Here is a 24,878-nt window from a genome sequence, read left to right as displayed (position 1 = left end):
AGAGCACTGCCCGTACAGGCGGATGGATTCTCGCAGAGCTGTTACGCCGTCCTGGTGCATCATGGCCAGGCGCACAGGGCCTGATGCCGGGGGCAAAGGTACCCCGGTGCGAATGACGAGGCCGGAAACTCTCATCCAGTGGTGTCCTCCGGAGTGGCATCGTCCGGGTCTGCTGGGGGAAGCTCGGCACGGGCCGGGTCGGTCACGGCCGCTTGGATAAGGTTCTCGATGTCTGCCAGCCGGCTGGTGATCTCCAGACCCCGGATGACTGTTTCGTTCTCGGTCCGTACGATCTCAGCGATCTTGACCGTCACACGCGCCTCATCGACCTCCTCATCAGGACAGCTGGGCCCCAGTGAGGAGCGTGCCCGCTGCCAGGCAGTCAGGACGATGCTCTTGACCAGATCGGTGGTGAGCGTGGTGGCCACAGCGATACCGACGGTGGCCACCACCTCAATGGCCCCGTACTCACTGAGATAGCGGCGGTCTTCTCGCGCGCACGCGAAGTCAATGTCAACGCCACGGTGTCGCAGCGTCTTGATCAAGCCCGCCACGTCGTCCCGATAGACGGCCATCCCGTCGATGCTTGAGTCCGGCAGCAGCAACACGCGGCCACCCGTGGGGGCAGTCAGCACCGTCTCGGGCAGGTCTGCCGCTGAGATATCCCAGCGTGTCACAGCATCGGTGATCTCTTTGGCCATCAGCAGGAGCCCTCTCGTGCCTACGCGTTGTTCGCGTGCCCAAGCCTAAAGCTGCGTGGGATCACGCTGTCCCCGCACGCAGTAATCCCTTCGGCTGCGGCCGATCCGTCGGCTACCGCGGCACGGGGGGCGAGAGGCGCCTCGTCGCTGCGAAGCCTCGCAGACGAGCCCGCGAGGGATCTTGTCAGCACCACCAAACGTGCGGCCCTGATCGAACATCCGCTCACGCATCGCTCACGCACGAGCCGGAAAACGAAGCAGCGCCCGAGCCAGCCGAAGCCGACCCGGGCGCCGCACCGCAGGTCAGAGGAGGTAACCCCCACCCGCGAACCGTAGGCCCTGTGGGACTCGAACCCACAACCAATGGATTAAAAGTCCACTGCTCTGCCAATTGAGCTAAGGGCCCAGGCGATGTTGCCTCCCCGAGCATAGCCGGATGCGGCCCGGAGTCCGATCGAGTATCGGTGACCCGGCCGCGTCGGAAGGCCGCAAAAAGGTCCGCCGCAGAACAGAACGGGCGGAAGATCGGCGGAAGTCGAGCGAGTTGGCCGGCGTGCGGGCCGTGTGACACCCGCCTCTGCCAGGCGGCGGTCGGTTCCCTGGACCGATCGGCTCCGGCACCCCTCGTGTCGCCGCGCCCCGCCGGCCGCACACGTCGCACCCGCCGACGGAAACCGGAAGGGCCCGCACGACCGAAGTCGGGCGGGCCCTCGTGTGTCTGTCAGACGTCAGCCGTTGCGCTTCCAGCGCGGCTTGTCCTCGCGGCGGCCGAAGGAGGAGCCGCCGGTGCCGCGGTGGTCGTCACGACGGCCGTACGGACGCTCGTGGCCTCCGGAGCGCAAGCCCGGACGGTCGCCCTGACGGTCACGGTTGAACGGACGGTCGCTGCCCCGGTGCCCACCGCGCTCGTCGCGACGCTCGAACGAACGCCCGCCACGGTCGCTGTCCCGGCGGAACCCGCCACGGTCGTTGTCGCGACGCTCGAAGGCACGTCCGCCACGGTCACCGTCACGGCGCTCGAAGGTACGTCCGCCACGGTCACCGTCACGGCGGTCGTCGCGACGGAACCCACCACGGTCACCGTCCCGACGCTCGAACGAACGTCCGCCACGGTCACCGTCACGGCGGTCGTCCCGGCGGTCGTCGCGGCGGTCGTCGCGGCGGAACCCACCACGGTCACCGTCCCGACGCTCGAACGAACGTCCACCACGGTCACCGTCACGGCGGTCGTCCCGGCGGAACCCACCACGGTCACCGTCCCGACGCTCGAACGAACGTCCACCACGGTCACCATCACGGCGGTCGTCCCGGCGGAACCCACGGTCGTTGCGGTCACCACGGTCGCTGTCACGACGCTCGCCGCCGGCCCCACTGCCCCGCTCCTCGCGACGCTGGCGCGGCTGGTCGTACGAGGGGCGCTCGTACGTCGCCGGGCGTTCGGTCGACTGCTCGACGACCGTGGCCGGGGCCTCGACCGGCGCGCCGTCCGTCTCGACGGCGGTGGCGGCCTCCGCGGCGGTGGCGGCGACGGCCGCCTCCGGGTCCTCGCCCCGCTCACGCGCGGCACGCGCGGTCAGCCGGTCCGCCTCCTCGCGGAACTCGGCGGCGCGGCGCGTGGCCCGCTCCAGCTGCTTGGTGAGGTGGGAGACTTCGCGCTCGGCCTGCTGCGCGGCGTTGCCGGCGGACTCGGCCTGGACCTCGGTCATCGACCGGGCGCCGGTGATCTCGGCGACCTCGGAGTCGAACGTCGTACCGCCCTGGATGATGTGACGCCCGGCGTCCACGCCCGCGTCCTCCATCAGCCGGAAGATCTGGCGGCGCTGGTGCGGCAGGGAGAGGGACACGACCGTGCCCGTACGCCCGGCACGCGCCGTACGGCCGGCGCGGTGCAGGTAGTCCTTGTGGTCACCGGCGGGGTCGACGTTGAGCACGAGGTCGATGCCGTCGACGTGGATGCCGCGCGCGGCGACATCGGTCGCGACGAGGACGTTGACGTACCCGTCCTTGAAGTCGGCCAGGGTCCGCGTGCGCGCCCCCTGCGTCATACCGCCGTGCAGCGCGTCGGCCTTCACGCCGGAGTCGCGCAGCTGCTCGGCGACGCGGTCGGCGCCGAGCTGGGTGCGGACGAAGATGATCGTGCGGCCCTTACGGGAGGCGATGGCGGCCGTGACCGGCGCCTTGTCCTTCGGCTTCACGATGAGGATGTGGTGCGACATGGTCGTCACGGCACCCTGCGCGGCGTCGACCTCGTGCGTGACCGGGTCGTTGAGGTAGCGCTTGACCAGGGTGGAGATCTCGTTCTCCATCGTGGCGGAGAACAGCATGCGCTGGCCGCCGCCGGGGATCTGGTCGAGCAGCTCGGTGACCTCGGGCAGGAAGCCCAGGTCCGACATCTGGTCGGCCTCGTCGAGCACGGCGATCTGGACGTTCGCCAGGGAGCAGGCACCACGGTTGATGATGTCGCGGAGACGGCCCGGGGTGGCGACGAGGACGTCGACGCCGCGCTCCAGGGCGTAGATCTGGTTGCCCATGGACGTACCGCCGCAGACGACCTTCATCTTCAGCCCGAGGACGTCCCCGTACGGCTGCAGCGCGTCCGCGACCTGCATCGCGAGTTCACGGGTCGGCGTGAGGATGACGGCGCGCGGCTTGTGCTTCTCGGTCCGGCCGCCGGCCAGCGTCGCCAGGGCCGGCAGGCCGAACGACAGGGTCTTGCCGGAGCCGGTGCGGCCACGGCCGAGGATGTCCTTGCCGGCCAGGGCGTCCGGGATGGTCGCGGTCTGGATCGGGAAGGGGGTGGTCACGCCGTTCTGCGCGAGCTTGCGCACGATGCCCTCGGGGAGGCCGAGGTCCGCGAAGGTGCCCTCGGGGGCCGCCTCGACGGAGGCGCTCTGGGCGCCCTCGACGTCCTCGCCGTTCTCGGGCACGACGACGTGATCAGTACTGGAAATGGACATGCGTATGCGAAACCTTCCGGAGTCTCGTCGGCACGCGCCCGTCAACTCCGTGATTCGCACACGACCGCCTCTATGCGGTCCGCCACGGCAAAGGAGAGTACGCGCCACACGGCGCGCTCTGCGGTGGCGCCGGGCAAATGGGATCAAACGATCTACCACCATACGCACCCACCGCCCCCCAAGGCAAACCGGTCCCATACCCGCAGGTCAGCGGCAGGCGCTAGCCAGTCGCGGTCACGTGCGACCAGGCCTGCGGAGAGGAAGGGGGAGGGGGAGGGGCGGCGCCGGGTGCCGATGCGCGGAAGACGTGCGCGGGCGGAGCCCCGCGCGGACTCCGAACGGACAAACAACCAGGGCGCCCCACCCGAACGGACACCCCGCCCGACCACCGAAGTCCTACACCGCGTCCCCCGCCCGAGGCGCCGGCTCCCGCTCCGCCAGCTGCGCCCCCTGCGCATGCGCGGACGACGACGGCTCGGCGGAGGGCTCCGGCGAGGGCGACTCCACCGGCTTCGTCGGCTCCGGTTCAGGCTCGGGCTCGGGCTCCGGCGGCGTGGGCGCAGGCGACGGCACCCCCTTCGTCGGCTCGGGTTCCTCAGGCCGCTTCCCCTTCCCGTCGCCCGTGCCGTCCTTCGGCGGCGTCGTCTTCCCGGACGGCTTCGCGGCCCCGGACGGCTTCGCGGCCGGGGAAGCCGACTCGGACGCGGAAGGGTCGGGCGAGGCGGAGCCATGCCGCTTCCCCTGCCCGGCCTGGTATCCCGTACCGCCTCCGCCCGTCACGGCGGAGCCCCCGTCCGGTTTCACCCCGCCCCGCTGTCCCGCGGAGGGCGACGGCCCGGGCTTCCGCCCGTCGTCCCCCACGCTCATACAGCCGGCGGCTGCCGCGACGGCCATGACCGTGGCGGCCAGACGGACGGATACGTTCAAGGCGCGCACGGCGGCCACCTCCGAGGGGGGCGGGAAGAGGAGTCCCCCTGCCCAACTCCCGCCGCCCACAAGAAGACACGCGTCGGACTCGCCCGCGACGTGGACTCGTCCCCCGGCCCTGACGGATACTCAGTCCTCGCGCGAGACCGGTAACTCAGCCCTCACGCGCGACCGGGACCCAGCCATCGGCCGCGCCCGCGACCCGGGCTCAGCCATCGGCCGCGACGGCCACCGGGCCCCAGCCCGCCCGGCCAGAGTCGGCGACCGTCTATCCGTAGCCCAACGCGTGCAGCCGCGCGTCGTCGATGCCGAAGTGGTGCGCGATCTCATGCACCACGGTCACCTCGGTTTCCGCGACCACGTCCTCCCGTGTGTCGCACATCCGCAGGGTCGGCCCCCGGTAGATCGTGATCCGGTCCGGCAGCACCCCCGCGTACCACTCCCCGCGGTCGGTGAGCGGAGTCCCCTCGTAGAGCCCGAGCAGCTCGGGGTCGTCGGCGGGCGGCTCGTCCTCGACGAACACCGCCACGTTGTCCATCAGCCGCGTCAGTTCCGGCGGGATCCGGTCCAGCGCCTCGGCGACCAGTTCCTCGAACTCCTCGCGCGTCATCTCCAGCACACGGCCATTGTCATGCACGACCCGCTCGTACGAGCAGACACCAGGGACACAAAGCGATACCAGGGACACCGACGATACGGCGCGATACACGCGGTACAAGCGATGCCGGAGACACGAGGGACGCCACGGACACCAGCCACGCCACAGACACCAGCGCTACGCCCGCCACGCCAGAGACGCGAGCCCAGAAGGGCGTCCAGGCCACCAGCTCCCCCGCTGCACCCCCGCCCCACCCAGGCACACAGACCAGGCCCCCGACCCAGCCACCGCATATCCGCCCCCACCCCTGGGCATACGGCCCCAATGGCCCGCGTCCCCGCCGCCCCCGCCACCGTCGTCAACGCCCTGCGTACGGCCCTGCGCCGCATCCCCCGAGCCCTGCCGCACGCCCCCCGCGCACTGGCGCGGCACTACCGCTCGCGCCGCCTGCACCCGACCCTCGAACTGGTCCACCACCCCCACCCCTGGGGGCGTGTCCTCGGCCTGGTCGCGGTCGTCCTGCTGGGTGCCTGGCTGGGCCTGCTGATCGTGGGGAACGTACGCACCCCCGTCGGCCCCATGAACACGACGATGGCCCTGCGCCCGTCCCTCACCGGCGGCACGAAGATCAACGTCTCCCCGCTCGGCGCCCTGGAGCTGAGCAGCCACAACGCTCCCGTTCGCCTGGACGTGAACGTCGACCAGCTCGACCCGGAGCGCGCCCAGGCGCTGGTCGACCACCCCGAGCGGATCTCCGGGCTGCAGGAGGAGATCGCCTCCGACGTCCAGCACGGCACCCTCGACCTGGCCCTGCGGTCGGGCGTCGCCGTCGTGTCCGGGGCCACCGCGCTCGGCCTCGCCGTGTACCGGCGCCCCCGCCGGGCCCTCGCCGCCGGCGGTCTCGCCTTCGTACTGCTGGCGGGCGCCGGCGGGACGGCCGCCGCCACCTGGAACGCCAACTCGGTCCTGGAGCCGAAGTTCTCGGGGCTGCTCTCCTCCGCACCGTCGATCGTCGGCAACGCGCGCAACATCGTCACCGAGTTCGACGTCTACCAGAAGGAGTTGGCGCGTCTGGTGACGAACGTGACCAAGCTGTACGACGTCACGTCCACGCTCCCCGCGTACCAGTCCGACCCGACCACGATCCGTGTCCTGCACGTCTCGGACATCCATCTGAACCCCGCGAGCTGGAGGATCATCGCGTCGCTGGTGGCGCAGTACGAGATCAACGTCATCGTCGACTCCGGCGACACCATGGACCACGGCACCGCCGCCGAGAACGCCTTCCTCGACCCGATCGCCGACCTCGGGGCGCCGTACGTCTGGGTCCGCGGCAACCACGACTCGCGTTCGACCCAGCGCTATCTGGAGGGCATCGACAACGCGCACGTCCTCGACGACGGGAAGGCGGTGACCGTGGGCGGGCTGCGGTTCGCGGGGATCGGCGACCCGCAGTTCACCCCGGACCGCTCGTCCGACAAGGCGGACCTCCCCTCGGAGGAGGCGGCGGGGCGGCGTCTGGCAGCCGCCCTGCGCGCCCAGAAGGCGGCGGGCACCCCTGTGGACATCGCCGTCGCCCACAACCCGGACGCCGCCCGGGAGACGGACGGCGACGTGCCGCTCGTCCTCGCCGGGCATGTGCACCGCCCCAAGATGGAGGTGCTGGACGAGGGCACCCGCCTCCGGATCGAGGGCTCCACCGGCGGCAGCGGGCTGCGCGCTCTGGAGGGGGAGTATCCCGCCCCCATCGAGGCCTCGGTCCTCTACCTCGACCGCGACAGCCACCGCCTCCAGGCCTGGGACCAGATCAAACTGGGCGGCCTGGGCCTCACCACGGCCGAGGTCAGCCGCCACCTCCCGAAGGAGAACCAGCCCGGAGCCAACCAGCCCCCGCCCCCCTCGGGAAGCACGTCACCCGAGACCTCACCCGGTACAGCACCCGGCACCTCCCCCAGCACCTCGCGCGGCGCATCACCGGACACCTCACCCGGCGTATCGCCCGAAGGGTCGGGCGCCGGGTCACCGAGCGGCCCGTGACCCGCCGCGCGAGCGGTCCCGTAAACCGTTTTGGCGATACCTCCCGCCATCCCATATGCTTCTCACGTCCCCGACGCGCTGCGAAGCGCCCAGGCGGGCCGATAGCCCTCATCGTCTAGCGGCCTAGGACGCCGCCCTTTCAAGGCGGTAGCACGGGTTCGAATCCCGTTGGGGGCACGCAAGAACGTGTGCGAGACTGTCGTACGCATCCTTGGTCCTGTGGAGCAGTTTGGAGTGCTCGCCACCCTGTCAAGGTGGAGGCCGCGGGTTCAAATCCCGTCAGGACCGCTGGTGTTTCACGTGAAACATCGCGGCTGGGTAGCTCAGTTGGTACGAGCGATCGCCTGAAAAGCGATAGGTCGCCGGTTCGACCCCGGCCCCAGCCACATTGAACGAAGTCCCCCTCCGGCTACCGGAGGGGGACTTCGTCGTTCACTGGAAACGGCGTCCGCCCCTCCTCTCCTCGACCGGACACAAAAGCGTTCGCCCCTCGTTTCCCGGAGGTGAGATCCTGGGTCGCGTATGTCCACTCACCCCGCCCCCGCCTTCGGCGCCCTCGCCCCCCGCCTGGCCGAGCTGTCCCTGCGCGACGCGCACCGGCTCGGGCGCAGGCTCGAAGGCGCGCGCAAGATCCGTAAGCCCGAGGCCCGGGCCGCCGTCCTCGCCGAGATCGAGACGGAGGTCGCCAAGGGCGAGGCCCGTATGGCCGAGCGCGCCGCACGCGTGCCGGCGATCTCGTACCCCGAGCAGCTGCCGGTCAGCCAGAAGAAGGACGAGATCGCGGCGGCCATCCGCGATCACCAGGTCGTCATCGTCGCGGGCGAGACCGGCTCCGGCAAGACGACCCAGATCCCGAAGATCTGTATGGAGCTGGGGCGTGGCGTGCGCGGCATGATCGGGCACACCCAGCCCCGTCGTATCGCCGCCCGTACGGTCGCCGAGCGTGTCGCGGAGGAGCTGCGGACACCCCTGGGGGAGGCCGTCGGCTGGAAGGTCCGCTTCACCGACCAGGTGAACCCGGACGCGACCTTCGTGAAGCTGATGACCGACGGCATCCTGCTCGCCGAGATCCAGACGGACCGCGAGTTGCGCGCCTACGACACCATCATCATCGACGAGGCCCACGAGCGGTCCCTCAACATCGACTTCCTGCTCGGGTATCTGGCGCAGCTGCTGCCCAAGCGCCCCGACCTCAAGGTCGTCATCACCTCCGCGACCATCGACCCCGAGCGCTTCTCCCACCACTTCGGCGACGCCCCGATCGTCGAGGTCAGCGGCCGTACGTATCCGGTCGAGGTGCGCTACCGCCCCCTCCTCGAAGAGGACGGCGACGATGCCGACCGGGACCAGATCACCGCGATCTGCGACGCCGTCGAGGAACTCCAGGGAGAGGGCAGGGGCGACATCCTGGTCTTCCTCTCGGGAGAGCGGGAGATCCGCGACACCGCCGACGCGCTGATCAAGAAGCAGTACCGCTTCACGGAGGTCCTGCCCCTCTACGCCCGGCTCTCGCACGCCGAGCAGCACCGCGTCTTCCAGCGGCCCGACGCGGGAACAGTCCGCAGGATCGTTCTGGCCACGAACGTCGCCGAGACCTCCCTCACGGTCCCCGGCATCAAGTACGTCATCGACCCGGGCTTCGCCCGCATCTCCCGCTACAGCCACCGTACGAAGGTCCAGCGCCTCCCGATCGAGCCGATCTCCCAGGCCAGCGCCAACCAGCGCAAGGGCCGCTGCGGCCGTACGTCCGACGGCATCTGCGTCCGCCTGTACAGCGAGGACGACTTCGACGCGCGGCCCGAGTTCACGGACGCGGAGATCCTCCGGACGAACCTCGCTTCCGTCATCCTCCAGATGACCGCGGCCGGCCTCGGCGACATCGAGAAGTTCCCCTTCATCGACCCGCCGGACCACCGCAACATCCGCGACGGCGTCCAGCTGCTCCAGGAACTCGGCGCACTTGACCCGGCGCAGAAGGACGCACGCAAGCGCCTCACCGAGATGGGCCGCAAGCTCTCCCAGCTGCCCGTCGACCCGCGCCTGGCCCGGATGGTCGTCGAGGCCGACAAGAACGGCTGCGCCCGTGAGGTCATGGTGATCGCCGCCGCGCTCTCCATCCAGGACCCGCGGGAACGCCCCGCCGACAAGCAGGCCCAGGCGGACCAGCAGCACGCCCGGTTCAAGGACGAGACGAGTGACTTCCTCGCGTTCCTCAACCTCTGGCGGTACGTCCGCGAGCAGCAGAAGGAGCGCGGCTCGTCGTCCTTCCGCCGGATGTGCAAGCAGGAGTACCTCAACTTCCTGCGCATCCGCGAGTGGCAGGACATCTACAGCCAGCTGCGGACCGTGGCCAAGCAGATGGGCATCCACCTCAACGAGGACGACGCCCCCGAGCAGCACGTCCATCTCTCCCTCCTCGCCGGCCTGCTCTCCCACATCGGTATGAAGGACGTGAAGGACGCCGGCGGGGAGAGCGGGAGAGGCACGGCGAAGAACGAGTACCTGGGCGCGCGGAACGCCAAGTTCGCGATCTTCCCGGGCTCGGCCCTCTTCAAGAAGCCCCCGCGGTTCGTGATGTCGGCGGAGCTGGTGGAGACGAGCCGCCTCTGGGCCCGCGTCAACGCCAGGATCGAGCCGGAATGGGTCGAACCGCTCGCCGAGCACCTCCTCAAGCGCACGTACAGCGAGCCGCACTGGGAGAAGGACCAGGCGGCCGTGATGGCGTACGAGAAGGTCACGCTGTACGGCGTACCGATCGTTGCCCAGCGGAAAATCAACTACGGCCGGATCGACCCGGAGGCCAGCCGCGAGTTGTTCATCCGCAACGCGCTCGTCGAGGGCGACTGGCGTACGCACCACAAGTTCTTCGCCGACAACCGCAGACTCCTCAGCGAGGTCGAGGAGCTGGAGCACCGTGCCCGGCGCCGGGACATCGTGGTCGACGACGACACGCTCTTCGACTTCTACGACCAGCGGGTCCCCGAACACGTCGTCTCCGGCGCGCACTTCGACTCCTGGTGGAAGCGCGAGCGGCACGAGCAGCCCGACTTCCTGGACTTCGAGCGGGAGATGCTCATCCGGGAGTCGGCGGAAGCGGTCACCAAGGCCGACTACCCGGACTCCTGGCGCCAGGGACAGCTCAAGTTCCGGGTCACGTACCAGTTCGAGCCGGGCGCCGACGCGGACGGCGTGACCGTCCACATCCCCCTCCAGGTTCTCAACCAGGTCACGGACGAGGGCTTCGACTGGCAGATCCCGGGCCTGCGGGAGGAGCTGGTGACGGAACTGATCCGATCGCTGCCGAAGCCGATCCGCAGGAACTACGTACCGGCGCCGAACTTCGCGCAGCGCTTCCTGGAGCAGGCCGTGCCGTTGCGGGAGCCACTGCCGGTGACGATGGCGCGCGAGCTGAAGCGCATGGTGGGCGTGCCGGTGACGCCCGAGGACTTCGACTGGTCCCGCGTCCCCGACCACCTGAAGATCACTTTCCGGATCGTCGACGAGCGGCGCCGGAAGCTGGCCGAGGACAAGGACCTGGAGTCGCTGCGACTGCGGTTGAAGCCGAGGGCGCGCAAGGCCCTCTCCCAGGCCGCGGCGGCCACGGCCGAGCGCGAGGGCGGCGAGTCCCTGGAGCGCACGGGCCTGACGGACTGGACGATCGGCTCGCTCACCCGCGTCTTCGAGACGCGCCGCGCCGGGCAGCCGGTGAAGGCGTACCCGGCCCTCGTCGACGACGGACCGACGGCGAACACCGTCTCCGTACGCCTCTTCGACACGGAGGCGGAGCAGGCGGAGGCGATGTGGAAGGGCACCCGCCGGCTGATCCTGCGGAACATCCCGGTCAACCCCGCGAAGTTCGCTTCCGAAAAGCTGACCAACGCGCAGAAGTTGGCGCTGTCCGCGAATCCGCACGGTTCGATCCAGGCCCTGTTCGACGACTGCGCGATGGCGGCGGCCGACAAGCTGATCGCCGACTTCGGCGGGCCGGCGTGGGACGAGTCGTCGTACCGCAAGCTGTACGACAAGGTGCGAGCCGAGATCGTCGACACGACGGTCCGCACGGTCGGTCAGGTGCAGCAGGTGCTGGCCGCCTGGCAGGCCTGTGAGCGCCGTCTGAAGTCCACGCGGAGCCCAACCCTCCTCGCCAACCTCACGGACGTACGGGGGCAGCTGGACGCCCTTGTGAAGCCCGGTTTCGTGACGGAGGCGGGACTTCGCCGCCTCCCGGACCTGATGCGCTATCTGGTGGCGGCCGACCGACGCCTCCAGCAGATGCCGACCGGCGTCCATCGGGACACGTCCCGTATGGAGAAGGTCCACGAGATGCGCGACGAGTACGCCTGGCTCCTGGAGCAGCTCCCCCGGGCCGGCCCGTCCCCTCCTCCGTCCTGGAGATCCGCTGGATGATCGAGGAGTTGCGGGTCAGCTACTTCGCCCACGCCCTCGGCACGGCCTACCCCGTCTCCGACAAGCGGATCGTGAAGGCGATCGACGCGGCGGTCCCGTAACGGCCCCTGCACGGTCGGTGAGTTCGACCGCGGCCCTCCGGCTCCTGTACAGTCTCTTCTCGCAGGCCAGCGCGGCAACAGGGCGCGGACTGCGAAACCTGGTCCTGTGGAGCAGTTTGGAGTGCTCGCCACCCTGTCAAGGTGGAGGCCGCGGGTTCAAATCCCGTCAGGACCGCGTTGATGACGAGAGGCCCGCATCCGCTGAGGATGTGGGCCTCTCGCGTTGCCGCCACACGACCGCGACCACGACCACGACGATGCCGGGCCCGTCACGGGGGCGGGGGCCGAGGCCTCCTTCGAGTGGCTTCGATGCCGCGGGGGTTGACGGCGTCACATTCCGCCGGTACCTCAGTCTCAGGGCCCCGAGACCCCAGGAGGTGGCGAATGGCGGCGTCCGTTCGACATGAGACCCGCGCGTTACTCCGTGCTCACCTGTCGGCCGCCTCCGCGTACCGCCACCTCACCCGCCACTGCCCGATCTGCCACCGCCTGCTGCGGCTGGCGACGGAGCCCACGACGGGCGGCGAGAACGGCGCAGACGGATTCCTGAAGGAGCCGACGGAGGACGAGTCCCCTTCCAGAGCGTGAGACGCCTCCCGCGGGGAACACACCGGGCGAGGGACACACCGCACTCAACTCCCCCGCCCTCTACCGTAGATACCAGCCAGTAACAAGGTTCCCGGCGTGTGATGGGTGTCACCGTGCAGGTTTCCGGAACATCGGCTCTCACAGACCTTCTACAACTGGTCAATTTAATATGTGCAATTGCACCAGCCCCGGAGGTACTGCACAGGAGATCCGACAACCCTCCCCAGAGTCCGACAAGCGCGCTCACAACGCGCCGCTTCCGGACCCGCCCCCGCCCGCGCGCCCCACACACGCCGGCCACACCCCGGGCACAAAAAAATCGCGCTGGACCCGGCGGAGTCCAGCGCGATCTACGACGCACCCTTGTTGCCTGCTCTGCGCGCTGGGGCGTGGGATCTGTTGGGGCAGAACCCGCGTCGCTTGGAACTGTTCGAGCGGTGCTCTCGAGCTCCCGGCCGATGGGGGACCAGCCGAAATGCCCGATTATGCGATGGTTCAGGCCTCGCTGCGCTGCTGCGGAATGCCCGCGAGCAGTGCGCGGACCTCAGCCTCGCGGTAACGGCGGTGCCCGCCGAGCGTGCGGATGGACGTGAGCTTGCCGGCCTTCGCCCACCGCGTGACCGTCTTGGGGTCGACACGGAACATGGTGGCGACCTCAGCCGGGGTCAGCAGCGGCTCGGCATCAGGGGTGCGAGCGGTCATGAGCGGCCTCCTCGGGAGAACCGAACCTTCTCGGTTCTTTCCTCTAAATTCTGCACCTTGACCCGCGTTGCCCGAAATGGCGGACGCGAGTCGAGTCGGTTATAGGACGAACGGCTTGTCCTCGGCACTACAACTACACCATCCGTCCAGCCGCGTCGGCCAAACCGATGGAATTGCCCTCCCAGGTGTTCATCAGCGACGGATGCCGATGGACCATGCCATAGCGGACAGTCACGCCACTGTGACGATCAGTCACAGTGGCGTGCGGGAGTCACGAGACCCCCCAATAGCGTGCAATGCTGAGATTCCACCCACACGTGGGCAGAAAGAGCCTCCCCCAGACTCCTTGTCCTATTTTGACACGAGGAGGTGCGTAAGAGGCAAGGCCCGTGTAAGTGCAATCCGTCACGCTTGACGCCTGCTTGACGGAAAAGCCCGGATCGGGGCCTACGTCCCACGATGGCGCCCACCTGGAACTTCACCGTGTCAAGCCAGGGCCAAGGGTGGACAGTTCACCACGCTTCAGCCCTCGTGGAAAGCCTTTTCCCACCGGCCTCACACGTCACAGGTACGGCTGAGAGATCGAGCTGGTTCAACCGGTTCGCCCGGTTCAGTTCGCCGAGCGCCGCTCCCGTACCGCCCGCCACCGCTCGACCAGCCGCCCGTACGCCTCGCCGGCCGCCAGGCCGTCCCCGCTGCGCAGGGCCTCGATGCCCTCGGCGACGTCGGCGGCGGAGTGGTCGCCGTCCAGCTCGTCGGCGGGCAGCACGTGCACCAGGCCGCCGTAGTCCAGCTCGACGAGGGAACGCGGGTGGAACTCCTCCAGCCAGCGGCCCACGTCGATCAGGCCGTCGATGAGCGGCCCCTCGTCGATGGTGTCCCGCAGGGCCCGCAGCCCGCGCGCCACGCGCCGCCGGGCCTGCACCATGGGCGTGCGATAGCGAAGCACGGGCGAGGTCTCGCCCGACCCCTTCTCGTACGTCCGCTCCTCGTCCGAGACGAGGACGAACCAGTTGAGCGGCACCTGCCAGGTCGAGGTGCGAATCCACGGCCGGGCGTCGGGATTGCCGGCCATCCACCGCTCGTAGTCCTGACTCGCCTGCCGGCGCACCAGAGGCGGCAGCACCGCGTCCAGGACCGGGGCGGGCAGCTCCTCGGCGAGGTCGCCGAGAGCCTGCCAGCCGCGCAGCCTGGTGCGCCAGGGGCAGACACAGACCACGCCGTCGACCTCCAGCACGAAGGCGTCGTCGCTCTCGTGCACCGGCACCGGGATCGGCGGGACGGGCACCAGGTCGGCCAGCGAACGGCGCAGCTCGTCCTGGCACGAGGGCCGGTCGGGGCGCCGGGCGTAGCGGGCCCAGTGGCCGCGCTCGGGCTCGGGGAAGGCCGCCAGCGGCTCGTACACGCGGAGGTAGGACGCGTACGGGACGATCACCGAGGACACCTTGGGCACCCATGCTCCATCCCCCGGCAGCCACCGGGGAAACCTGCGGAGCCCACACAGGGGCGGGCCGGAAAACTGCGCGGATCACACCACGGTCGTACTCCGGGAGGGGGTGATCCCGAAGCTGCGCCGCTGTAGGGCGGACGCAGGCTCTAATCTCATGCTCACAGGCCCCGCCACCCGTACGGGAGCCTGTCACCGACCGCCGCTTCTTACCCAGGAGTCACCACAGTGACCTACGTATCTGACGGCGTCCTGCACACCCTGTTCCACTCGGACCAGGGCGGTCATGAGCAAGTCGTGCTCTGCCAGGACCGGGCCAGCGGCCTCAAGGCCGTCATCGCCCTCCACTCCACCGCGCTGGGCCCCGCTCTCGGCGGCACGCGCTTCCACCCGTACGCGACCGAGGCGGAGGCCGTCTCCGACGCGCTGAACCTCGCGCGCGGGATGTCCTACAAGAACGCCATGGCCGGTCTCGAGCACGGCGGCGGCAAGGCCGTGATCATCGGCGATCCCGACCGGATCAAGACCGAGGAGCTGCTGCGCGCCTACGGGAGGTTCGTGGCCTCCCTGGGCGGCCGGTACGTCACCGCGTGCGACGTCGGCACCTATGTCGCCGACATGGACGTCGTGGCGCGCGAGTGCCGCTGGACGACCGGCCGGTCGCCCGAGAACGGCGGCGCAGGCGACTCGTCCGTCCTGACGGCCTTCGGGGTCTACCAGGGCATGCGGGCCTCCGCCCAGCACCTGTGGGGCGACCCGACGCTGCGGGGCCGCAGAGTCGGCGTCGCGGGCGTCGGCAAGGTCGGCCACCACCTCGTGGAGCATCTGCGGGCCGAGGGCGCCGAGGTCGTCGTCACGGACGTGAGGGCGGACGCCGTACGGCGGATCCTCGACCGGCACCCGGAAGGGGTCACCGCCGTCGCCCACACCGACGCGCTCGTCCGGGGCGACGGTGCCGGCGGTCTCGACATCTACGCCCCCTGCGCGCTCGGCGGAGCGCTCGACGAGGACTCCGTGCCCGTCCTCACCGCCAAGGTGGTGTGCGGCGCGGCCAACAACCAGCTCGCTCACCCCGGTGTCGAGAAGGACCTCGCCGACCGCGGGATCCTCTACGCGCCGGACTACGTGGTGAACGCCGGCGGGGTCATCCAGGTCGCCGACGAACTCCACGGGTTCGACTTCGAGCGGTGCAGGGCGAAGGCCGCGAAGATCTACGACACCACGCTGGCAATCTTCGCATGTGCGAAGACGGATGGTATTCCGCCGGTCGCCGCCGCCGACCGGATCGCCGAGCAGCGGATGCACGAGGCGGCCTCGGCGCGCGGTCGCTGATCCTCCGCGCGGGCACCCCGCGGCGGCCGTACGGCGGGGCACGGCGCCGGCCGGTACCCGTCGGCGGCTTGAGAGAGAACTCTCACGTCCGTCGGCGGGTCGCTTGCCGAGAAACGGTTAAAATCGCCGTTGACCAGCGGGGAAAGGGCTCCTCGCAGGTCCTGGGTACCGGCACGTGCTGCGGGCGACGTACCGTATGGGCGCGGGCTCAGGTACCGTGGAAGCCCTACGGACGGGTCTTTCCACGGAGAGCCCGTTCCAGATCATGAACGCGTGTCAAGACTCTGGGGCCACCGAGCCCCGTATTCGAGGGGGTCGAGCCATGGGGCGCGGCCGGGCAAAGGCCAAGCAGACGAAGGTCGCCCGCCAGCTGAAGTACAGCAGCGGCGGGACTGACCTGTCGCGTCTGGCCAATGAGCTGGGCGCTTCGACTTCGAGCCAGCCGCCGAATGGCGAGCCGTTCGAGGATGACGAAGACGACGACCCGTACGCGCAGTACGCGGATCTCTATAACAGCGACGATGAGGACGAGGACGATCAGTCCGGTCCCGCGTCGCATCGTCGCGGAGCTTGACGCTCTAGCCGCGCTTCACCCGGTCCGAGCGGGTTGCCACCGCCGGACCGGGTTTTGTGCGGTTGCGCTCCGCTTGGGGCGGGAGCGCCTCATAGCTCGGGGACCACTGTGTTTGGCGACTGCGGGTTGTGTGTGGTTGCTCGCGCAGTTCCCCGCGCCCCTGGTGGATGGGCCTTCGGCCTCCATCAGGGGCGTACTGCTGTTCAGCTTCGTGCGTAGTCGCCCACCAGTTCCGCGCCCGTGGTGTGGTCGGCACGGTCCGTGATCCCGCCTGCCACCCAGGCCTCGACGCCGCGGTCCGTCAAGGTCGTGAGGGCCACGTCTGCCGAGTCCTGCGGGACGATCGCGATCATGCCCACGCCCATGTTCAGGGTCTTCTCCAGCTCCAGGCGTTCGACCTGACCGGTCTTGCCCACGAGGTCGAAGATCGGGGCCGGAGTCCAGGTGGAGCGGTCGACAGTGGCGTGCAGGGTGTCGGGTATGACACGGGCCAGGTTGGCGGCCAGGCCGCCGCCGGTGACATGGCTGAAGGCGTGGACCTCGGTGGTGCGGGTGAGGGCCAGGCAGTCCAGCGAGTAGATCTTGGTGGGCTCCAGGAGTTCCGCGCCGAGGGTGCGGCCGAGGTCGGCGATCTCGGCGTCCAGGGAGAGACCGGCCTGGTTCAGCAGGACGTGGCGGACGAGCGAGTACCCGTTCGAGTGAAGGCCGGAGGCCGCCATGGCGATCACCGCGTCGCCCGTACGGATACGATCCGGGCCGAGCAGCCGCTCCGCCTCGACCACGCCCGTGCCGGCGCCCGCGACGTCGAAGTCGTCCGGGCCGAGGAGGCCGGGGTGTTCGGCGGTCTCGCCGCCGACGAGGGCACAGCCTGCGAGGACACAGCCCTCGGCGATGCCCTTGACGATGGCGGCGACGCGCTCGGGGTGGACCTTGCCGACGCAGATGTAGTCGGTCATGAACAGCGGTTCGGCGCCGCACACCACGATGTCGTCCATCACCATCGCGACCAGGTCGTGGCCGATGGTGTCGTACACGCCGAGTTGGCGCGCGATGTCGACCTTCGTGCCGACGCCGTCCGTGGCGGAGGCCAGCAGCGGGCGCTCGTAGCGCTTGAGGGCGGAGGCGTCGAAGAGGCCGGCGAAACCGCCGAGGCCGCCGAGGACCTCGGGGCGCCGCGTCTTCTTCACCCACTCCTTCATCAGCTCTACGGCGCGGTCGCCCGCCTCGATGTCGACGCCCGCAGCTGCGTAGCTGGCACCAGTTGTCTCAGACATGACGGTGAGAACTTTCGTGTCGTACTGCGGCAGATAAGCAGGTGTTACCGGCTGTCTACGGCAAGTCTTACGGGCGTCGGATCGCGTCGGCCGCGGCCGTGGCGGCGGGTCCGGCCGCCAGCTCGGTCTCCAGGAGCTGCTTGCCGAGCAGCTCGGGGTCCGGCAGCTCCATCGGGTACTCGCCGTCGAAGCAGGCCCGGCAGAGGTTCGGCTTGGCGATGGTGGTCGCCTCGATCATGCCGTCGATGGAGATGTACGCCAGGGAGTCGGCGCCGAGCGAGGTGCCGATCTCGTCGATCGTCATGCCGTTGGCGATGAGCTCGGCGCGGGTGGCGAAGTCGATGCCGAAGAAGCAGGGCCACTTCACGGGGGGAGAGGAGATCCGGATGTGGACTTCCGCGGCACCCGCCTCTCGCAGCATCCGGACCAGTGCGCGCTGGGTGTTGCCGCGGACGATCGAGTCGTCGACCACGACCAGGCGCTTGCCCTTGATGACTTCCTTCAGCGGGTTCAGCTTCAGCCGGATGCCGAGCTGGCGGATCGTCTGGGAGGGCTGGATGAACGTACGTCCGACGTACGCGTTCTTCACCAGACCCGCACCGAACGGGATGCCCGAGGCCTCCGCGTAGCCGATGGCGGCCGGGGTTCCGGACTCCGGGGTCGCTATGACCAGATCGGCGTCGACGGGGGCTTCCTTGGCGAGCTTGCGGCCCATCTCCACGCGGGAGAGGTACACGTTCCGGCCGGCGATGTCGGTGTCCGGGCGGGCCAGGTACACGTACTCGAAGACACAGCCCTTGGGCTTCGCGTCCGCGAATCGTGAGCTGCGCAGACCGTTCTCGTCGATGGCGATGAACTCGCCCGGCTCGATCTCGCGGACGTAGGAGGCGCCGCAGATGTCGAGGGCGGCGGACTCGGAGGCGACGACCCAGCCGCGCTCCAGGCGGCCGAGGACCAGCGGACGGATGCCCTGCGGGTCGCGGGCCGCGTAGAGGGTGTGCTCGTCCATGAAGACGAGGGAGAAGGCGCCGCGCACCTTCGGGAGGACCGCGTGGGCGGCCTCCTCGATGGTCAGCGGCTTGCCGTCGGGGTCGACCTGGGCCGCGAGGAGCGCGGTGAGCAGGTCGGTGTCGTTGGTGGCCGCCACACGCGGCGTACGGCCCTCCTGCTTGGGCAGGTCGGCGACCATCTCGGCGAGCTGGGCCGTGTTGACCAGGTTGCCGTTGTGGCCGAGCGCGATGGAGCCGTGCGCGGTGGCACGGAAGGTCGGCTGGGCGTTCTCCCACACGGAGGCGCCGGTGGTCGAGTAGCGGGCGTGACCGACCGCGATGTGACCTTGGAGGGAGCCGAGCGAGGTCTCGTCGAAGACCTGGGAAACGAGGCCCATGTCCTTGAAGACGAGGATCTGGGAGCCGTTGCTGACCGCGATACCCGCGGATTCCTGGCCCCGATGCTGGAGGGCGTACAGCCCGAAGTACGTGAGCTTGGCGACCTCTTCACCCGGAGCCCAGACACCGAAGACGCCACAGGCGTCCTGAGGGCCTTTCTCGCCGGGGAGAAGGTCGTGGTTGAGTCGTCCGTCACCACGTGGCACGCCACCGAGTGTAGGCGAGATCGCGCACCGGTCCGAATCCGGTGATCTCGCCCGCCCCGGGCCGCGACCGCGGGCCCCCGGACGTCACTTGTCGGCAACAGCACCGACCCCTACGTTGTTTTCGCTGGTCAGCGTGATAGTGCGGTGATCGATCCGGTATTCCACCGTGCCCTTGAAGAGCTCCAGGAGGGTCCGCTCGGCGGCCATGAGTGAGTCGGAGCACATCTTGCGGGTGGTGCGCGGGTTGCCGAGGGTGATCTCGCCCTCGCTCACCGTCGCCTGCGCCGCCACCTCGTTGCAGCCGAGGCTGCCGCTGAGGGTGCCCGCCTTCTTGTCGAGGGTGAACCAGGCCTTGCCCTCGGCCGCCTCGGGGAGCGAGGTGGCGACCTCGTGGTCGAGGAGGGAGTCGATCCGCCACCTGGTGCCGTACAGCTCGGCGGGCTTCTCCTCGCTGAGCCTGACGGTGTCGCCGTCGGCGGTGGTGAGGGTGAGCTCGCCGTCGGCGGTCCCGGGCGTGAAAGTCCCGGCGTCGAGCATGCGGGCCAGGGTCTCCTCGAACTTCATGGAGGCGTCGCCGCAGGCCATCTCGGTGGATCGGGCGGTCGCGAAGTCGATGCCGTCCTTTTTGAAGGTGGCGGTCGAGCCGAAGGTGTTGCAGCCGTAGTTGCCGTGGACCTCGCCGTCGTCGCTGATCCTCAGATACGCGTCGTCGGGGGCCTGCTCGGTCCTGCCGCCCACGGTGAGGCTGTCGACCTTCCAGTGGACGCCGGTGACCTCGGCCCGGGAGCCGGATCCCACCGACCGGCTGCCGGGGCCGTCGCCGGCGGACTCGGTGCCGCAGGCCGCGAGCAGTGGCAGCAGGGCCAGGGCCGTCAGGGGCAGGGCGGTGCGGGTCAGTCGCTGGGTGTCCATGCCGGTGGGACGGGTGGGGTGCCTGGGCGGTTCCCCCTCGTTTTCCCGCCGGGCACGGTGCGCGGACCCCTCAGAGCCTGTCGGGTGACCTCCGGTTGTCAGGCGAACGAGCCCTGGTGCGTGCGATGCAAGGCGCCGGAGCGTCCTCATAGCGGAGCCATGAGAACGTTTCGGCAACGCGGCGAGCGCGCGTGCCAGGGTTCGGGCGGCAGACCGGAGGTCACCCGACAGGCTCTCAGCCCATCAGGGGAAGCAGCCTGCTCAGGTCGGCCCGTTCGCCGCTCGCGCTGACCTTCGCCTCGTCCAGGGCGACCGCCCACTCCAGGCGGCCGGTGGCGAGGCGGATCCAGGTCATCGGGTCCGTCTCGACGACGTTCGGCGGGGTGCCCCGGGTGTGCCTCGGCCCCTCCACGCACTGCACGACGGCGTACGGCGGGATCCGCACCTCCGTCGCACCACCGGGCGCCCGCGCGGCGAGGGTGTCGGCGAGCAGCCGGACGCAGGTGGCGAGGGCGTGCCGGTCGTACGGGATGTCAAGGCCGGGGACGGCGGTGTTCAGGTCGTCGGTGTGGACGACGAGTTCGATGGTGCGGGTGAGCAGGTAGTCGTCGAGCATCATGCCGCCGGCGCGGGTGTCGATGACCCGGCCCGCTCCGACGGTGGCCAGCGCGGCCGTGATCCGCTGCCCGACCCGGGTGTAAAGGGCGGTGATGTCGGGGTCGGCCTCGGCGAGGGTGTGGCTGTCCTCGGCGATGGCCTCGGCGTACGCGGCGGTCGCGGAGGCGTGGTCGAGCGGGTTCAGCTCCGCCTTCGCGGGCTCGGGCCGCTCCAGGGCGCGGCTGACGCTCTCGACGGCCCTGGTGAGGTGCGCGGCCAGGTCCCGCACGGTCCACGCCCCGAGCCGGGTCGGCAGGGCGAACTGCTCGGCGGTGAGGGTGCCCACCGCCTCCCCTACGTTCCCGAACTGGGCCAGCACGGCATTGCGTGTCCTGGCGGGGTCGTGGCTGCGGGGGCGGTTCCTGGCCGGGGGCATGGTGGGGAGCCTATTACCTTCTGATCGACCGGGACTCGTGCACTGTCAGCGTGCACAGCAGCCCGGACCGGCTGGTCGGCGGCTACCGCGACGTGCACACCGCCAGGTTCGGCGAGAAGGTGCTCGTCCCCGGTCCGATCGGCATCGAGCTGGACACGGAGATCCTCGAGAACTACGTCCGCTGACCCAAGACCCGGAGAAGCCCCGCCCGGAAATCTCCGTCCGGGAGGGGCTCCTTCGTACGAGGAACTACGCCAGCAGCGCCGGGACAGTGCCCTCGTGAGCGGTCCGCAGCTCGTCCAGCGTCAGCACGAACTCGCCCTGGACGTCGACCGAGCCACCGTCGACCACGCCGATGCGTGTGGTCGGCAGGCCCCTCGCGCCGCACATGTCGTTGAAGCGGACCTCCTCGGAGCGGGGGACCGCCACGACGGCGCGGCCGGCCGACTCCGACAGCAGGAAGGTGAACGCGTCCAGGCCGTCCGGGACGATCAGGCGGGCGCCCTTGCCGCCGAGCAGGGCCGACTCGACCACGGCCTGGATCAGACCGCCGTCGGACAGGTCGTGCGCGGAGTCGATCATGCCGTCGCGGGAGGCGGAGATCAGGATCTCGGCCAGCAGTCGCTCGCGCTCCAGGTCGACCCGCGGGGGCAGACCGCCGAGGTGGTCGTGGACGACCTGGGACCAGGCCGAGCCGCCGAACTCCTCACGGGTGTCGCCGAGGAGGTAGAGCAGTTGGCCCTCCTCCTGGAAGGCGACCGGCGTGCGCCGGGCGACGTCGTCGATGACGCCCAGGACCGCGACGACCGGGGTGGGGTGGATGGCCACCTCGCCCGTCTGGTTGTAGAGGGAGACGTTGCCGCCGGTCACCGGGGTGCCCAGCTGTTGGCAGGCGTCCGCGAGACCGCGTACGGCCTCGGCGAACTGCCACATGACCGCCGGGTCCTCGGGCGAGCCGAAGTTCAGGCAGTCGGAGACCGCGAGGGGCTTGGCGCCGGTGGTGGCGACATTGCGGTACGCCTCCGCCAGGGCCAGCTGGGCGCCGTGGTACGGGTCCAGTTTCGCGTACCGGCCGTTGCCGTCCGTCGCGATGGCGACGCCCAGGCCGCTCTCCTCGTCGACACGGATCATGCCGGAGTCCTCGGGCTGGGCGAGGACCGTGTTGCCCTGCACGAAGTGGTCGTACTGGCTGGTGATCCAGGACTTGGAGGCCTGGTTCGGGGAGGCCACCAGCTTCAGGACCTGGTCCTTCAGTTCCTCGCCGGTCGCGGGGCGCGGCAGCTTGTTCGCGTCGTCCGCCTGGAGCGCGTCCTGCCACTCGGGGCGGGCGTACGGGCGCTCGTAGACGGGGCCGTCGTGCGCGACCGTGCGCGGGTCGACGTCGACGATCTTGCCGCCGTGCCAGTAGATCTCCAGGCGGTCGCCGTCGGTGACCTCGCCGATGACGGTGGCGATGACGTCCCACTTGTCACAGATCGCGAGGAAGCGGTCGACCTTTTCCGGCTCGACGACCGCGCACATGCGTTCCTGCGACTCGCTCATGAGGATTTCCTCGGGCGAGAGTGTGGAGTCGCGCAGGGGTACGTCGTCCAGGGTCACGCGCATGCCGCCGGAGCCGTTGGAGGCCAGCTCGGAGGTGGCGCAGGACAGGCCGGCCGCGCCGAGGTCCTGGATGCCGACGACCAGCTTCTCCTGGAAGGCCTCCAGGGTGCACTCGATGAGGAGCTTCTCCTGGAAGGGGTCGCCGACCTGGACGGCGGGACGCTTGGAGGGCTTCGCGTCGTCGAAGGTCTCGCTCGCCAGGATCGAGGCGCCACCGATGCCGTCGCCGCCCGTGCGGGCCCCGTAGAGGATGACCTTGTTGCCCGCGCCGGAGGCCTTGGCGAGGTGGATGTCCTCGTGCCGCATGACGCCGATGGCCCCGGCGTTGACCAGCGGGTTTCCCTGGTAGCAGGCGTCGAAGACGACCTCGCCGCCGATGTTCGGCAGGCCGAGGCAGTTGCCGTAGCCGCCGATGCCGGCGACGACGCCCGGGAGGACGCGCTTGGTGTCGGGGTGGTCGGCGGCGCCGAAGCGCAGCGGGTCGACCACGGCGACCGGGCGGGCGCCCATCGCGATGATGTCGCGGACGATGCCGCCGACGCCCGTGGCCGCGCCCTGGTAGGGCTCGACGTACGAGGGGTGGTTGTGCGACTCGACCTTGAAGGTGACCGCGTAGCCCTGGCCGACGTCCACGACACCGGCGTTCTCGCCGATGCCGACGAGCAGGGCGTCGGACTGCGGGGCCTTCTCTCCGAACTGGCGGAGGTGGACCTTCGAGGACTTGTAGGAGCAGTGCTCGGACCACATGACGGAGTACATGGCGAGCTCGGCACCGGTGGGCCGGCGGCCGAGGATCTCCACGACCCGCTCGTACTCGTCCTTCTTCAGGCCCAGTTCGGCCCAGGGCAGCTCGACGTCGGGGGTCGCGGCCGCGTGCTCGACCGTGTCCAGAGGCGTCCGGCTCATGCGTTGACCAGCTTCTTGAGAATCGAGGTGAAGAAGGGGAGGCCGTCGGTGCGGCCGGACCCGATGAGGGGCTCGACGGCGTGCTCCGGGTGGGGCATGAGGCCCACGACGTTGCCGGCCTCGTTGGAGATGCCGGCGATGTCCCGGAGCGAGCCGTTGGGGTTGAAGTCCAGGTAGCGGAACGCGACCCGGCCCTCCGCCTCCAGCTTGTCGAGCGTGTACGCGTCGGCGACGTACCGGCCGTCCATGTTCTTCAGCGGGATGTGGATCTCCTGCCCGGACTCGTAGTCGGTGGTCCAGGAGGTGTCCGCGTTCTCCACCCGCAGCTTCTGGTCGCGGCAGATGAAGTGGAGGTGGTCGTTGCCGAGCATCGCGCCGGGGAGGAGGTGGGCCTCGGTGAGGATCTGGAAGCCGTTGCAGATGCCGAGGAGCGGCAGTCCGGCCTTCGCCTGCTCGATGAGGGGCTCCATCACCGGCGAGAAGCGCGCGATGGCTCCGGCGCGCAGATAGTCACCGTAGGAGAAACCGCCGCACAGCACCACGGCGTCGACCTGGTGGAGGTCCTTGTCCTTGTGCCAGAGGGGAACCGGTTCGGCGCCCGCGAGGCGGATCGCGCGCTGCGTGTCCCGGTCGTCCAGGCTCCCGGGAAAGGTGACGACGCCAATACGAGCGGTCACTTTCCGGCCTCCGCGACTTCCTCCACCTTGACGGTGAAGTCCTCGATCACGGTGTTGGCCAGGAAGGATTCCGCCAGTTCGTGGATGCGGGCGAGCGCGGCGCCGTCCACCGGTCCGTCAACTTCCAGTTCGAATCGCTTTCCCTGACGTACGTCGGAGACGCCCTCGAAACCGAGGCGCGGCAGCGCGCGCTGCACCGCCTGGCCCTGGGGGTCGAGGATCTCCGGCTTGAGCATGACGTCGACTACGACGCGTGCCACTGGCACTCCCGGTGTGTGGTGCTGAGCAGGTTCCTTCAGACTACCCGCACGAAATTTCTACGCGAGTAGATTCGTAGGAATCTACAGGGAATGCCGGTGACGGCGGTCACGATCCGGTATCGGGTGCTCACCCTCGTGAAAACTTCCGGGAAAGATCCCTGATACCTATTGCGCGAGAGACACGCGGACGGATTAAGTCTGTGCTCACAATGTAATGACGGGCACTGTACAAATGAATTGGCAATAGCC

Annotated in this window: 17 protein-coding genes, 5 tRNA genes and 2 pseudogenes; 10 read left to right on the top strand and 14 right to left on the bottom strand. The window is 69.6% G+C overall.

The features are described 5' to 3' along the window. Positions 1-131: 131 nt before the first annotated feature. The 5 genes from WBG99_RS18745 to WBG99_RS18725 form a co-directional block, all read right to left on the bottom strand. Positions 132-701 (bottom strand): hypothetical protein, encoded by a 570-nt coding sequence (locus tag WBG99_RS18745; RefSeq protein ID WP_338897395.1) that lies wholly within the window; start codon positions 699-701, stop codon positions 132-134. 333 nt (positions 702-1,034) lie between these two features. Then, positions 1,035-1,107: transfer RNA gene (locus WBG99_RS18740), tRNA-Lys, on the bottom strand. Positions 1,108-1,429: 322 nt separating this feature from the next. Beyond that, positions 1,430-3,658 (bottom strand): DEAD/DEAH box helicase, encoded by a 2,229-nt coding sequence (locus tag WBG99_RS18735; RefSeq protein ID WP_338897394.1) that lies wholly within the window; start codon positions 3,656-3,658, stop codon positions 1,430-1,432. Between the two features lie 396 nt (positions 3,659-4,054). Further along, complete coding sequence (locus WBG99_RS18730; protein ID WP_338897393.1) at positions 4,055-4,594, bottom strand: hypothetical protein; 540 nt, start codon at positions 4,592-4,594, stop codon at positions 4,055-4,057. Positions 4,595-4,853: 259 nt separating this feature from the next. Continuing rightward, the gene (locus WBG99_RS18725) at positions 4,854-5,204 is read right to left on the bottom strand and encodes a metallopeptidase family protein (RefSeq protein WP_099505412.1); all 351 of its coding nucleotides are present in this window, start codon (positions 5,202-5,204) and stop codon (positions 4,854-4,856) included. Positions 5,205-5,507: 303 nt separating this feature from the next. Here WBG99_RS18725 and WBG99_RS18720 point away from each other — a divergent pair, with 303 nt between their 5' ends. From WBG99_RS18720 to WBG99_RS18690, 7 genes and pseudogenes are all read left to right on the top strand, one after another. Continuing rightward, positions 5,508-7,220, top strand: coding sequence for a metallophosphoesterase (locus tag WBG99_RS18720; protein WP_338897392.1), 1,713 nt, complete (start codon positions 5,508-5,510; stop codon positions 7,218-7,220). A gap of 104 nt (positions 7,221-7,324) precedes the next feature. Further along, a tRNA-Glu gene (locus tag WBG99_RS18715) sits at positions 7,325-7,397 on the top strand. A gap of 36 nt (positions 7,398-7,433) precedes the next feature. Continuing rightward, positions 7,434-7,508 (top strand) — tRNA-Asp (locus WBG99_RS18710). Positions 7,509-7,532: 24 nt separating this feature from the next. Next, positions 7,533-7,606, top strand: a tRNA-Phe gene (locus WBG99_RS18705). 136 nt (positions 7,607-7,742) lie between these two features. Then, positions 7,743-11,728 (top strand): annotated as a pseudogene (gene hrpA / locus WBG99_RS18700) (ATP-dependent RNA helicase HrpA). A gap of 100 nt (positions 11,729-11,828) precedes the next feature. Beyond that, positions 11,829-11,903: transfer RNA gene (locus WBG99_RS18695), tRNA-Asp, on the top strand. Between the two features lie 209 nt (positions 11,904-12,112). Then, positions 12,113-12,316, top strand: a complete 204-nt coding sequence (locus WBG99_RS18690) for a DUF6274 family protein (RefSeq protein WP_338897391.1) — start codon at positions 12,113-12,115, stop codon at positions 12,314-12,316. 495 nt (positions 12,317-12,811) lie between these two features. On the opposite strand, the gene bldC is transcribed toward WBG99_RS18690, so the two are convergent. Next, complete coding sequence (gene bldC, locus WBG99_RS18685; protein WP_003949541.1) at positions 12,812-13,018, bottom strand: developmental transcriptional regulator BldC; 207 nt, start codon at positions 13,016-13,018, stop codon at positions 12,812-12,814. Positions 13,019-13,628: 610 nt separating this feature from the next. Then, positions 13,629-14,471, bottom strand: a complete 843-nt coding sequence (locus WBG99_RS18680; RefSeq protein WP_338897390.1) for a hypothetical protein — start codon at positions 14,469-14,471, stop codon at positions 13,629-13,631. 222 nt (positions 14,472-14,693) lie between these two features. Here WBG99_RS18680 and WBG99_RS18675 point away from each other — a divergent pair, with 222 nt between their 5' ends. Both WBG99_RS18675 and WBG99_RS18670 read left to right on the top strand, forming a co-directional pair. Further along, positions 14,694-15,797, top strand: coding sequence for a Glu/Leu/Phe/Val dehydrogenase dimerization domain-containing protein (locus WBG99_RS18675; RefSeq protein WP_338897389.1), 1,104 nt, complete (start codon positions 14,694-14,696; stop codon positions 15,795-15,797). A 322-nt stretch (positions 15,798-16,119) separates the two neighbouring features. Then, on the top strand, positions 16,120-16,371 hold the full coding sequence (locus WBG99_RS18670) for a DUF3073 domain-containing protein (protein WP_338897388.1): 252 nt from the start codon (positions 16,120-16,122) through the stop codon (positions 16,369-16,371). A 203-nt stretch (positions 16,372-16,574) separates the two neighbouring features. Here WBG99_RS18670 and purM read toward each other — a convergent pair whose 3' ends face one another. The 4 genes from purM to WBG99_RS18650 all read right to left on the bottom strand — a co-directional run bounded on the left by purM (position 16,575) and on the right by WBG99_RS18650 (position 21,184). Continuing rightward, positions 16,575-17,645: a phosphoribosylformylglycinamidine cyclo-ligase gene (purM, locus tag WBG99_RS18665; protein ID WP_338897387.1), complete on the bottom strand. Its 1,071-nt coding sequence runs from the start codon at positions 17,643-17,645 to the stop codon at positions 16,575-16,577. A gap of 67 nt (positions 17,646-17,712) precedes the next feature. Further along, the gene (purF, locus tag WBG99_RS18660; protein ID WP_338897386.1) at positions 17,713-19,239 is read right to left on the bottom strand and encodes an amidophosphoribosyltransferase; all 1,527 of its coding nucleotides are present in this window, start codon (positions 19,237-19,239) and stop codon (positions 17,713-17,715) included. An 84-nt stretch (positions 19,240-19,323) separates the two neighbouring features. Beyond that, a complete protein-coding gene (locus WBG99_RS18655) occupies positions 19,324-20,151 on the bottom strand; it encodes an META domain-containing protein (RefSeq protein WP_338897385.1) in 828 nt (275 codons plus the stop codon). Positions 20,152-20,386: 235 nt separating this feature from the next. Further along, positions 20,387-21,184, bottom strand: a complete 798-nt coding sequence (locus WBG99_RS18650) for a sterol carrier family protein (RefSeq protein ID WP_338897384.1) — start codon at positions 21,182-21,184, stop codon at positions 20,387-20,389. Positions 21,185-21,198: 14 nt separating this feature from the next. Here WBG99_RS18650 and WBG99_RS18645 point away from each other — a divergent pair. After that, positions 21,199-21,369: pseudogene (locus WBG99_RS18645) on the top strand (Uma2 family endonuclease); the annotation flags it as partial. Between the two features lie 64 nt (positions 21,370-21,433). On the opposite strand, the gene purL reads toward WBG99_RS18645, so the two are convergent. The 3 genes from purL to purS are packed head-to-tail and all read right to left on the bottom strand — an operon-like array spanning position 21,434 to position 24,629. Beyond that, positions 21,434-23,692 carry a phosphoribosylformylglycinamidine synthase subunit PurL gene (gene purL, locus WBG99_RS18640; protein ID WP_338897383.1) on the bottom strand — a complete coding sequence of 753 codons (2,259 nt, stop codon included), beginning with the start codon at positions 23,690-23,692 and terminating at the stop codon, positions 21,434-21,436. Beyond that, on the bottom strand, positions 23,689-24,369 hold the full coding sequence (gene purQ / locus WBG99_RS18635; protein ID WP_338897382.1) for a phosphoribosylformylglycinamidine synthase subunit PurQ: 681 nt from the start codon (positions 24,367-24,369) through the stop codon (positions 23,689-23,691). The genes purL and purQ overlap by 4 nt, the downstream gene beginning before the upstream one ends. Beyond that, positions 24,366-24,629 carry a phosphoribosylformylglycinamidine synthase subunit PurS gene (purS, locus tag WBG99_RS18630; protein WP_257543581.1) on the bottom strand — a complete coding sequence of 88 codons (264 nt, stop codon included), beginning with the start codon at positions 24,627-24,629 and terminating at the stop codon, positions 24,366-24,368. The genes purQ and purS overlap by 4 nt, the downstream gene beginning before the upstream one ends. Positions 24,630-24,878: the final 249 nt, after the last annotated feature.

Source organism: Streptomyces sp. TG1A-60 (genome assembly GCF_037201975.1).
GTDB lineage: Bacteria > Actinomycetota > Actinomycetes > Streptomycetales > Streptomycetaceae > Streptomyces.
Note: the sequence above shows the minus strand (reverse complement) of the source record. Positions and strands in the feature narration are given on the sequence as shown.